The organism is Streptomyces sp. CWNU-52B (assembly GCF_047444975.1).
In the GTDB taxonomy this organism is placed as follows: domain Bacteria; phylum Actinomycetota; class Actinomycetes; order Streptomycetales; family Streptomycetaceae; genus Streptomyces.
This window is the reverse complement of sequence record NZ_JBLFJV010000073.1, coordinates 1-9,880: the sequence shown is the minus strand read 5'-3', so window position 1 is coordinate 9,880 and position 9,880 is coordinate 1. Positions and strand designations below refer to the sequence as shown.

The window sequence follows — 9,880 nt, the reverse complement described above, 5'->3', positions numbered from 1 at the left end:
ACTCCAGCCGCCCAGCCAAACCCACAGGTCAGACAGCGAAATCCTGCTGGAGTACTAGGCGTACCGATGGGCGAACTGCGCGAATATGGCGCCCGCAGTCAGACCCGTACCGATCATCTGAGAGTCCTGGACGAGACGTTGCTGCTGTTCGACCAGGCGATCTCTGGGCGGGAGTCAGCGGCCAAGGCGAAGATGATCGAGGCCCTGGCCGAGCGGGCCCACGGTGGGGAGAGCCGGCAGCAGCTGCTCGACGAGATCCTGGCGATCGTGCTGGACCCGGTCGTCGGTGACGAGCAGGTCGGCGGCCTGATGCGCACCCGGGTCGGGATGGAGCGGCTGCGGTGATCGGCGGGACGTGACCTGCCGGTGTCAAGCACCATCGGTGGCACCGCGTCCGATGGTGAGGATTCTTCCGCGAGCCGGGCCGGCGGCGCCGCGCGTGCGCGTCACCGGCCCGGGGGTGCTGCCGTGGCGGCATACCGTGACGGTCATGAATGGGATGGAGAGGCCGGAAGTACCTGAGCAGGTCCGGGACTTGCGGCTGTTGCGCGAGCACACCGGCTCTCACTTGACCGGGTCGGGCTTCGAGCGGGAAGCTCCTGTTCGAGATGGTGTCCTGTCCTGCCTACCAGGGAAGGACACCGTCTCGGTCGGTCGCCGTACCGGTCGGCGTCTTGTCGCCGAGGGTGGCGATCCGCACGGCCGCGTCCGTTCCGTCCCGCACGCTGTGGCCGAGTCCGCCGGTGAAGTCCGTAGCGGATTGTCCGGGGTCGACCGCGTTGAACCGGATGTCCGGGATGGTCTTGGCGTACTGCATGGTGAGCATGGTGACCGCGGCCTTGGACGACCCGTAAGCCGCCAACAGGTACTGAGACTCGACCCGGTTCGGGTCATGGATCAGCGTGAAAGATCCGACGCCGCTGGTGACGTTGATGACCGACGGTGCTTCGGCGGCCCGCAGCAGCGGCAGGAACGCACGGGTGACCCGCACGGTGCCGAACACATTGGTTTCGTAGACGGGCCGCATGTGCTCGACGGTCATGTCCTCGGGAGACGTGACGTCCCCGAGGATTCCGGCGTTGTTGACAAGAATGTCCAGGTGTCCGACCTCGGCCCGGATCGTCTCGGCGGCCGCGACGACCGACAGGTCGTCGGTCACGTCGAGCTGTACGAATCGGGCGCCGAGCTGGGCGGCGGCGGCCTGACCCCGCTCGGCGTCTCGGGCGCCGATCCAGACGGCCTGGCCGGCTTCGATGAGACGGCGTGCGATTTCGTAGCCGAGGCTTCGGTTGCCGCCGGTGATGAGCGTGGTGGTCATATGAATGGGTTCCTTTCGATGGCGGCGAGGGCCAGCGCTATCGGGCGGGGCGGAACGGGCGCAGCAGGGTGATTCCGTCCTCGATGGACCTCTCTCTCGGCGAGATGCTCCGCAGTCGGCGCGAGCGCCTCACGCCCGCCGATGTCGGGCTGGAGTCCTTCGGCCGGCGTCGCACGGCTGGGCTACGGCGCGAGGAGCTCGCGCAGCTGGCGGGCGTGAGCGTCGACTACATAACGCGTCTGGAGCAGGGACGAGCCCGCACTCCTTCCCAGCAGATAGTTGCCGCGCTGGCCCGGGCACTGCAGCTGAGCCGCACCGACACGGCGCTGCTTCACCGCGCCGCCGGCTTGACTGCACCAGCGTCGGGAACCGTCTCGCATCACATTCCGGCTGGGGTGCAGCGGATGCTCGCCCGCATGTCGGACCTGCCGCTGGCTGTGTTCGCCGCTGACTGGACGCAGCTCGCCTCGACGCCGCTTTGGCAGGCACTGTTCCAGACCCCTTCCGTTGCGGCCGACCCGAACCAGAACCTCCTTGTCCAGGCGTTCGTCGACGACAGCATCAGCGGGGTCGCGACAGCCCACGGCGGCCCGGACGCGTTCGAGCGCGCACTGGTCTACGACCTGCGGCGTTCCGCCGCCGACTACCGCGACGATCCCCGGTTCCGGGCGTTCGTCGCCGACCTGCGAACGCGCAGCCCTCGGTTTGCCGCACTGTGGGACGAGGGGCGGGCAGCTGCTCATCAGAGCATGGTGAAGACCGTGCACAACTCGTTGGTGGGTGACGTCGTGCTCGACTGCGATGTCGTCGTCGTTCCGGCCTCCGACATCAAGGTCGTCATCTACTCGACGTCGCATCGAGGAACCGATGCGGAGAAGCTCGATTTTCTCCGGGTGAGCGCCGTGCGGGCGATGTACCGGCCTCTGGGTCCCTCCTGATCATTGCGGAACGCATTCCGAGCGGACACCCGCAGATTGCCTGCCGAATGCCCTTGATCCCTCCCAGCGCTGACGTTGAATTTCCGCTGATTCCCGCCGGGAGCCCTTACGGCTGGAGTTTCCGCAGCACCTGCGGGATGCGGCGGATGATCTCCTGCTCGGCGTCGTCGAGGTCTTCGCGGATCGCGCGGGCTATCCCGGCGGCCCGCGCGTAGCGAGCGCTCGCCAGCGCGTCGCTGCCGGACGTGGTCAGAGTCAGCATGACCTGGCGGCGGTCGGCGTCATGCCGGCTGAGGGTGACCAGTGCCTGATCAGCCAGCAGGCCGACCGTGCGGGCCATCGACTGGTGCTTGACCTGCTCGAGCCGGGCCAGGTCGGCGATCGACAGCGGCCCCGAGCGGGCCAGGTGGCCGAGTACCGCGGCCTGCCCGGGCGGCATTTCGTCGTGGACGCGAGCGCGGCGCACGAAGTCGCCGATCGCGGCGCGCAGTTCTTCGGCGAGATCCAGGTCACTCATACCGACAAACCTACAGCACTGCTGTACTGTTCCTCGAAGTACAGCAGTGCTGTATATCTGAGCTGAGGAGCATGAGATGACCTACGACCCGTACGCCCTGGCCTTTCCCGCCCCGGCATTCACCGTCACCAGCACGGACTTCACCGACGGCGGAACTCTGCCCGACTCCGCCTACCAGCCACGCAACGAGTCACCCGAGCTGTCCTGGGGCCCGCTGCCCGAAGGCACGCGGAGCCTGGTGGTCACCGCGTTCGACGCCGACGCCCCGATCCCCGGCGGGCTGTGGCACTGGGCGGTCAAGGACATCCCGGCCACCCTGGGCGGGCTTGCGCACGGCGGCGGCGCCGGCGCCGCACTGGTCAACGACCTCGGCAGCACCGGTTACGCCGGGGTCAACCCGCCGCCCGGCACCGGCACCCACCGGTTGTTCATCTGCGTCACCGCGCTCGCCGTGGAATCGCTGGAAGTGCCCGAGGGCGCGAGCCGGGCACTGCTGAACATCACGCTCATCCCGCACACCCTGGGGCGGGCGCTCATCATCGGGACCAGCACGCCGCGCTGACGCACAACCTCGAACCGCACAGCCCTTCGCAGCAGGAGAACACACCCACGTGAACATTGTTCTGACCCGTCGAGCCCTCGCGACCGCCGCCCTGGCCGCTCTCGTCGCCGTCGGCGCGCCCACCGTCGCCTCCGCCGCCCAAGGAACCGCCAAAGCCGTCGGCCCGCAGGTTGCCGTGCATTTCGACCTGACCGCCGGGCAACTGCCGGAGAACATCCTCCTCGACCGCCACGGCAGCGTCGACGTCACCTTCGCCGCCAGCCGGCAGGTCGCCCGCGTCGGCGCCGACGGCCTGATCGCCGTCCTGGCCACCCTGGCCGCCCCCGCGAACGCCGCCGCGAAGACCCCCGGTGCTCGGGTTCCCTCTGGCGACCGGGCTGGTGCGGGACGGCCGGACGTTCTACGTCGCCTACGCCACCGGCTCCACCGAGACCGGCATCTGGGCGTTCACGGAGGGCCACCGGCCCCGGCGCCTCGCCGCTCTACCCGCCGACGGACTGCCCAACGGCCTGGCGCAGGACCCGGCGACCGGTCTGCTCTACGTGACCGACCCGGTCAAGGGACGCATCTACACCGTCTCGCCCCACGGAAAGGTCCACACCGTCAGCTCCGACCCTGCGCTGGCCGCCGACGGCCTGCTCGGCGTCAACGGCATCAAAATCCACGACCGGGCGGTGTACGTCTCCAACCTCGACCACGGCACGATCCTGCGCCTGCCGACGGGCCCGGACCGCCACCACCTCGGCCCGGCCCGCGTGGTCGCCTCCGGCCTGACCGGCGTCGACGACTTCGCATTCACCGGCCACGGCGACGAGATCGTGGCCGCGCTCAACACCGTCAACCAGGTCGTCCGCGTCACCCGAGGCCGCACCGAGGTCCTGCTCACCGCCGCCGACGGCCTGTCCAACCCCACCTCGGTCGCCGTTCGCGGCCGCACCCTCCTGGTGCCCAGCGCGGCCTACACCACTCAGAAGGACCCGAACCTGCTGATCGCCACCCTGCGCGGCTGACGACACCCACGACGACCGGCTGCCCCGCTCACACGCATATGAGCGGGGCAGCGTCGTAGTTGCGCCAAGGGTGCAGCCGCTCGGGGAACTTGACGGTGTCGACGCGGGCCATCGGGCTGGCCTCGAGAATTCCCGTGGTGCACCCGCCCAACGGCAGAACGAGGCGATCGCGGCCCGCTTGCGGGTGCCGGCGCCAGCCCGCTCGTCCCGGCCGGCGCGCTCCGACCGCTGCGGCCCGCAACAGCTCGACCGGGGGAGTTCTGCCACAGCCGCGGCGAGCCGGTCGCGGTCGACGGCGGGCGCGTGCCGGCGGCCGGCCGGGGCACACAGGGCTCCCGGTAGTAATCAGCGAAAATCAACTTCAGCGCTGGTCGCGGCACTGAGCACGTCTAACTGACCGATACGGCCAGCGCCCCTCATGACCAGCGCTGCCGTTGTCTTTGGTCCCGAAACTACCGGGAGGCCTCGTCGTCCAGCAACGTCCAGTGCTCGACCAACTCATCGAGATCCAGCGATCGCGCCATGGCCCAAGATGATGACGTATCCGACCTCGAACTCAGCGGCCGGGCTCGCCACGCTCGCGGTCACCGCGCTGAGTGAGCCGATCACGCTCGTTTGGATCTGGTGACACGTTTCCTACCGGCACCCCGACTTCCGGCCCGGGCCGCCCGGCGTCGAGAAATGCGACCAGCTGTTCACCCAGGCCAACCGGTGAGCCGGCTGACCCGTTGGGCCTGGACGCCCGGCGCCCCACGCTTCCCGCTCACGGTCGCCGGTCACGGCCAGATCAGCCATGCCCGGCTCGGCAACCGCACCGTCCACCTGGGGTCTGCTCTTCGTCACCGATGCCCGCGGCCGCCGGTGGACGCTCTTCTCACCCGACCCTGAATACACCGCCATGCTCGCCCCGGCCGCCAGCGGCGCACCCGAACTCGAGTTTGCGGTCCTCGCCACCAAGTTCCCCGGACGGAACTCCGACTGACGACTCTGACCACCCGCACCGTGCCGATGGTCGACCAGCACGACGTTCTCTCACCCGGACCGGACAGGTGACGGCACTGACCCTGTTCCCACAGGCCGGGATCATGGGAAACGGCGAATCGAATCTCCCGCAAGCCCATCGTCTTGAGGCAGCGCCCCAGGTGCAAGCCTGGATCGGGCGCGCTATTGGACGCAGCCGCCCGCACAGAGAGTGGTGAACTCTCCAGCACCGGTCGGGAGCTGGGAGATGTCCCAGGGCAGCGGCTCGGCGGGTGCGGTACGGCCGGGCTCAGCGGCCGAGGCGCCGGGCACGAAGCCCACGGTGAGTGCTACGGCGGCCAGCAGGCCGGCGGACAGGCCTGACGCGTACCGACCGTTCGGCGGCGCGCTCCTGGAACCGCCCCTGACGATCGAGCTGCGGACGTTACTCGTGACTCGTGACGACAGGGCGAAACGGACACGCCTACGGCCCTCAGCTCGCTGTCGCGTACACGATGAGGTTGTCGACAGGGTGCCCCCGCGCGTCGAAGTCGCCGTCGCACGTAATGAGCCGTAGAGCACGTTCCTGGGTCGGCCCGTAGACCTTCTCCGTCGGGAAGGCGTTCTTCGCGACGCTCTCCGTGGCCGTGACGGTGAAGTGGAGGGCTTTTCCCGTCTTGTCGGTGACGGTGATGTCCGCACCCTCCTTGATCTTCTTCAGGTCGTGGAAGACGGCCTCGCCGAAGCGGGTGTCGTTGTGACCGATAATGACGGCCGCGCCGATCTCACCGGGCACCGCACCGCCCGTGTACCAGCCCGCGGTCATCCCCTCCTCGGCCGGCGGGACCTGGACCGTCCGGTCCGTGTTGAGGCCCAACTCCATCAGCGAACTGGTGATCCCCACGGTGGGAACGGCCACCTCGGCAGGGGCCGCCGGAGTGTCGGCCGCAGGCCGCTCGGACTTCGGAGCGCCCGACGCGGCGGCGGGGGCGGTTGGGGCGACCTGGACCGTCGGGTCGGGGCCGGACGAACAGCCGGTGAGCAGGGTGACGAGGGGCAACAGGGTGAGGGTCGCGAGGCGGGCCCGGGACAGGGCCGGACGGTGTGCAGGGGGCAACTCGGGCTCCAGAACAGGGTGCGAGGGTTCGCCGGAACGCACAGGGCGCCGCCTTGTGAAGGGCGGCGCCACCGTTTCGTACGAGAGGTCGTGCTGCCGGGTCAGCCTTCGCGGCGGGCGGTGGTGCGGCGGCGCAGCACGTAGGTGCCGGCGCCCGCGAGCAGCAGCGCGCCGGTGGCCGAACCGATGAGTGTGCCGGTGTTGTCGTCCTGGGCGGGGGCCTCGCCCGCGGCGACACCGCCACGCGGGTAGTCCTTGCCTCCGGCCTTCTGGGCTTCGGCGGCCTTCCGGGCCTCGGCCTCCTTGAGCGTCCTGGCGTCCTCGGCCTTCTTCTTCGCCAGGGCCTCCTTGTCGGCCGAGGTCGAGTCGGTCGCGCCCGGCGTCGGAGTCGGATCGGTGGCGAAGGCCGCAGTGGCCGGGACGAGCAGCGCGCCGGCCGCGACGCCGGTCAGGACAGCGGTACGCAGCGGGTGCAGGGTGATACGGCGGGACATGTGAGGGCTCCAGTTCCAGCCCGGCTTGGTCGTTCCTGGTTGCCGATCCGCACCAGGTTCCGGGCATGGCTTCACCCTGACGGCCACTTGTGAGGAAACTGTCAGATCGCTGTCGTCATCCCATCAGGGTCGACCGGGGCCCTGCGGCTTCCGTGACTCGGCTGTCGGCAGCCGCAGGGTGAAGGTGGCCCCCTCCCCCTCCGTGCTCGCCACGTCCACCGTGCCGCCGTGGGCCTCGGCGAGCTTGAGGACGATCGCCAGGCCGAGGCCGCTGCCGCCGGTGCTGCGATTGCGGGACTTCTCCGCCCGCCAGAAACGGTCGAACACGTACGGGAGGTCGCCCGACGGAATGCCACTGCCGGTGTCGGACACCTCCACGGCGAGCTCGTCCCCCGGGTCGGTGACGTACCGGCGCAGGGTCACCGTGCCGCTGGCCGGGGTGTGGCGCACCGCGTTGGAGAGCAGGTTGCTGACGGTCTGCCGCAGCCGTACGGGGTCGGCGTCGAGGAGCGGTGGGTGAGGGGTGCCCGGCGGCGGTGTCAGGACCGTGAGGGTGACGCCCGCCGTCTCGGCCAGCCCCTGGTGCGCGGCGGCGACCTGGCCGAGCAGCTCGTCGATCCGTACCGGCTTCCGGTGCAGCCGCAGGGCGCCCGCGTCGGCCGCGCCCAGGTCCTGGAGGTCGTTGATGAGGTGCTGGAGCTGCACCGCCTCCTCCAGGAGCGAGGAGACGAACGCGGGGTCCGGCACGGCCAGTCCGTCGTGGGCCGCCTCCAGCCAGCCCCGGATGTTGCTCAGCGGCGTTCGCAGCTCATGGGCGACATCGCTGACCATCACCTTGCGCTGCTCTTCCAGGCGGGCCCGGTGCGCGGCCATGTCGTTGAAGGCCGCCGTCAGCCGTCCGATCTCATTGTCGGAGACGACGGGCACGGGCACCGGCGTCGCGTCCAGGCCCTCCCGCATGCGCTGGGCGGCGCCGGTGAGCGCGTGCAACGGGCGTACGAGCCTGGCTCCGGCGAGCACCGAGGCGCCGACGGTGAGGGCGAGGACCAGAGCGGTGACACCGGCGATGCGTGCGGTGTTGGCGCGGGAGAGGTCGAAGCCAGGCACGCCGGCGGCACCGGGGCCGTCGATGAACAGGAGTGCGGGCTCGGCGACATAGCCCGTGAGCTGTTCCCGGCGGGCGCTTTCGACACAGCTGGCCACGGCCCGGTCGTACGCGCTGTCGCGGATCTCGGCGGGGGCGTAGTCGAGTGCGCCGCCGGAAGCCGCTTTACGTTCGGCCATCGCGGCGTCCTCCGCCTTCTTGGCGGCCAAAGCCTTCGCCTCCCGATCGCTGAGGCCGTCCTCGGCGCCGGAGACCGCGTCGTCTTGCCCGTATGCGTAACTCCGGTCCCAGGACAGGTCCAGGTTCAGTTTCACGCCGGTGCGACCCTGTCGTTTCAGACAGGCGTCAGCCAGTTGGTTGAGGGCGCTCAGGGCCTTCCGCTCGGTCGCGGTGGGACCGACCGGGTAGGACGCGAAGCACTTGGCCTCCATGTCACGGTCGGTGACGCCCTCGGTTCCCCCCTCGGTCTCGTCGCTCACGAACTGGACGCGGGACCGTCCGCCCGGGCTCTCGACGACGTCGGCGGCGATACCCATCCGGCTGAGGCACTCCACCCTCCCGGCGGCGGCCTTCCGCAGTGCGTCGTGTTCCTTCGCGGGCAGCCGGAAGGGCCCCACGGCCCGTGGATCGACGCGGTCGGCGCCGGCCTTGGCCGCGTCGGGCACCAGCACGGTGTCGACGGAGCGTGGATCCACGACCGCCGAGGCCTGCTGAGCGAGCAGATCGTCGGACGAACCGCCGCCCGCTGAGCGCGAGTCGGTCGAGTCCACGAACGGGCGTCGGCCCGGCGTGGTGAGCACGATCCGGCGCCCGGACTCCAGGGCCAGATCTCGCACGGTGGTGTCGACGCCGTCCCAGTCGGGGTGGGTGGCCGCGTAGCCGAGGAGGGTGTTGTAGATCTTCGCGTCGGACTTGAGGTTCTGCCCCTGCTCCTGGCGGATCGCGACGGAGGTCGTCTGCACGGCCAGCCAGGCGGTCGCGGCGACCGAACACGAAGCCACCAGCGCCGTCACGGTCAACAGCCGCCCCGCCAGGCTCTTGCGCAGCGGCAGCCGGGCGGCCCCCGCCGCGCCTCCCCTGTCAGGACGACGCATGGCGCACGTTCTTCGCGGGGTCCGTGAGTTTGTAGCCGACGCCGAAGACGGTGATGAGGCGGGCCGGCCGTCGTGGGGCGCGCTCGATCTTCTTGCGCAGGTTCATGACGTGCACGTCGACGGTCCGGCCGCTGATGTACTTGTCGAAGCCGTGCAACTCGGCCAGGAGCCGTGCCCTGGTGAAGACCCGGCCGGGCTCGGCCGCCATCGCCGCGAGGAGACGGAACTCACCGGGCGTGCACTCGACGGGCGTCCCGGCGACCGACACCTCGTGCCGCGAGGGATCGACCCTGAGCACGCCGACCGTCAACACCCCGTCGTCCGGAGCTGTTTCGGGCTCCGAGGCGAGAGCGGGGGCGGGTAGGGTCGCCGGAGCCGGGTCGGGGCCGCGCCGGTTGCGGCGAAGCAAAGTCCTTACCCGAGCGGTGAGTTCACGCGGACTGAACGGCTTGGTCATGTAGTCGTCGGCGCCGAGGTCGAGGCCGAGCAGCAGATCGTCCTCGGTGCTGCGGGCCGTCAGCATCAGCACCGACACCTCCCGGCGTTCGGCGCGCAGGATCCGTACGACGTCGAGACCGTCGGCCCCGGGCATCATCACGTCGAGGACGACCAGGTCGGGTTCCTGGTGCCGGACCGTCTCGAGAGCCGTCCGGCCGTCCTCGACGACCGTGACGGCGTGACCCTCGTGCTCCAGGTAGCGGCGCACCAGTTCGGCCTGCTTCGTGTCGTCTTCGGCGACCACAATGTTTGCGCACACGCCACAGA

The 9,880-nt window shown here is 70.1% G+C and carries 12 protein-coding genes; 5 read left to right on the top strand and 7 right to left on the bottom strand.

Annotated features, from left to right (window positions below; genetic code table 11):
* Nucleotides 1–66 precede the first annotated feature (66 nt).
* Nucleotides 67–345 carry a hypothetical protein gene (locus tag ACLVWQ_RS40505; protein WP_414114343.1) on the top strand — a complete coding sequence of 93 codons (279 nt, stop codon included), beginning with the start codon at nucleotides 67–69 and terminating at the stop codon, nucleotides 343–345.
* A gap of 280 nt (nucleotides 346–625) precedes the next feature.
* Here ACLVWQ_RS40505 and ACLVWQ_RS40500 read toward each other — a convergent pair whose 3' ends face one another.
* The gene (locus ACLVWQ_RS40500) at nucleotides 626–1,318 is read right to left on the bottom strand and encodes an SDR family NAD(P)-dependent oxidoreductase (protein WP_414114342.1); all 693 of its coding nucleotides are present in this window, start codon (nucleotides 1,316–1,318) and stop codon (nucleotides 626–628) included.
* An 83-nt stretch (nucleotides 1,319–1,401) separates the two neighbouring features.
* On the opposite strand from ACLVWQ_RS40500, the gene ACLVWQ_RS40495 reads away from it, so the two are divergent.
* On the top strand, nucleotides 1,402–2,256 hold the full coding sequence (locus ACLVWQ_RS40495; RefSeq protein ID WP_414114341.1) for a helix-turn-helix transcriptional regulator: 855 nt from the start codon (nucleotides 1,402–1,404) through the stop codon (nucleotides 2,254–2,256).
* Nucleotides 2,257–2,362: 106 nt separating this feature from the next.
* Here the strand turns inward: ACLVWQ_RS40495 and ACLVWQ_RS40490 are convergent, their stop codons facing one another.
* The gene (locus ACLVWQ_RS40490) at nucleotides 2,363–2,773 is read right to left on the bottom strand and encodes a MarR family winged helix-turn-helix transcriptional regulator (protein ID WP_414114340.1); all 411 of its coding nucleotides are present in this window, start codon (nucleotides 2,771–2,773) and stop codon (nucleotides 2,363–2,365) included.
* 76 nt (nucleotides 2,774–2,849) lie between these two features.
* Here ACLVWQ_RS40490 and ACLVWQ_RS40485 point away from each other — a divergent pair, with 76 nt between their 5' ends.
* Nucleotides 2,850–3,335 carry a YbhB/YbcL family Raf kinase inhibitor-like protein gene (locus tag ACLVWQ_RS40485; RefSeq protein ID WP_414114339.1) on the top strand — a complete coding sequence of 162 codons (486 nt, stop codon included), beginning with the start codon at nucleotides 2,850–2,852 and terminating at the stop codon, nucleotides 3,333–3,335.
* Here the strand turns inward: ACLVWQ_RS40485 and ACLVWQ_RS40480 are convergent.
* Nucleotides 3,310–3,567, bottom strand: coding sequence for a hypothetical protein (locus ACLVWQ_RS40480; protein WP_414114338.1), 258 nt, complete (start codon nucleotides 3,565–3,567; stop codon nucleotides 3,310–3,312). The genes ACLVWQ_RS40485 and ACLVWQ_RS40480 overlap by 26 nt on opposite strands.
* 118 nt (nucleotides 3,568–3,685) lie before the next feature.
* On the opposite strand from ACLVWQ_RS40480, the gene ACLVWQ_RS40475 reads away from it, so the two are divergent.
* Together ACLVWQ_RS40475 and ACLVWQ_RS40470 are read left to right on the top strand one after the other, a co-directional pair.
* Entirely contained in the window at nucleotides 3,686–4,345 is a 660-nt protein-coding gene (locus tag ACLVWQ_RS40475) for a hypothetical protein (RefSeq protein ID WP_414114337.1), read from the top strand.
* A gap of 793 nt (nucleotides 4,346–5,138) precedes the next feature.
* On the top strand, nucleotides 5,139–5,327 hold the full coding sequence (locus ACLVWQ_RS40470; protein WP_414114336.1) for a hypothetical protein: 189 nt from the start codon (nucleotides 5,139–5,141) through the stop codon (nucleotides 5,325–5,327).
* Between the two features lie 471 nt (nucleotides 5,328–5,798).
* On the opposite strand, the gene ACLVWQ_RS40465 is transcribed toward ACLVWQ_RS40470, so the two are convergent.
* From ACLVWQ_RS40465 to ACLVWQ_RS40450, 4 genes are all read right to left on the bottom strand, one after another.
* Nucleotides 5,799–6,422, bottom strand: coding sequence for a class F sortase (locus ACLVWQ_RS40465; protein ID WP_414114335.1), 624 nt, complete (start codon nucleotides 6,420–6,422; stop codon nucleotides 5,799–5,801).
* A gap of 101 nt (nucleotides 6,423–6,523) precedes the next feature.
* A complete protein-coding gene (locus tag ACLVWQ_RS40460; RefSeq protein WP_414114334.1) occupies nucleotides 6,524–6,916 on the bottom strand; it encodes a sortase-dependent protein in 393 nt (130 codons plus the stop codon).
* A 123-nt stretch (nucleotides 6,917–7,039) separates the two neighbouring features.
* Complete coding sequence (locus ACLVWQ_RS40455) at nucleotides 7,040–9,115, bottom strand: sensor histidine kinase (RefSeq protein WP_414114333.1); 2,076 nt, start codon at nucleotides 9,113–9,115, stop codon at nucleotides 7,040–7,042.
* Nucleotides 9,102–9,872 (bottom strand): response regulator transcription factor, encoded by a 771-nt coding sequence (locus tag ACLVWQ_RS40450; protein WP_414114344.1) that lies wholly within the window; start codon nucleotides 9,870–9,872, stop codon nucleotides 9,102–9,104. The genes ACLVWQ_RS40455 and ACLVWQ_RS40450 overlap by 14 nt, the downstream gene beginning before the upstream one ends.
* Nucleotides 9,873–9,880 lie beyond the last annotated feature (8 nt).

What these genes read in the sequence shown, in the direction of transcription:
- ACLVWQ_RS40505 (WP_414114343.1), top strand. Translation starts at nt 67, where the DNA reads ATGGGCGAACTGCGCGAATATGGCGCCCGCAGTCAGACCCGTACCGAT.
- ACLVWQ_RS40500 (WP_414114342.1), bottom strand. Translation starts at nt 1,318, where the DNA reads ATGACCACCACGCTCATCACCGGCGGCAACCGAAGCCTCGGCTACGAA.
- ACLVWQ_RS40495 (WP_414114341.1), top strand. Translation starts at nt 1,402, where the DNA reads ATGGACCTCTCTCTCGGCGAGATGCTCCGCAGTCGGCGCGAGCGCCTC.
- ACLVWQ_RS40490 (WP_414114340.1), bottom strand. Translation starts at nt 2,773, where the DNA reads ATGAGTGACCTGGATCTCGCCGAAGAACTGCGCGCCGCGATCGGCGAC.
- ACLVWQ_RS40485 (WP_414114339.1), top strand. Translation starts at nt 2,850, where the DNA reads ATGACCTACGACCCGTACGCCCTGGCCTTTCCCGCCCCGGCATTCACC.
- ACLVWQ_RS40470 (WP_414114336.1), top strand. Translation starts at nt 5,139, where the DNA reads ATGCCCGGCTCGGCAACCGCACCGTCCACCTGGGGTCTGCTCTTCGTC.
- ACLVWQ_RS40460 (WP_414114334.1), bottom strand. Translation starts at nt 6,916, where the DNA reads ATGTCCCGCCGTATCACCCTGCACCCGCTGCGTACCGCTGTCCTGACC.
- ACLVWQ_RS40455 (WP_414114333.1), bottom strand. Translation starts at nt 9,115, where the DNA reads ATGCGTCGTCCTGACAGGGGAGGCGCGGCGGGGGCCGCCCGGCTGCCG.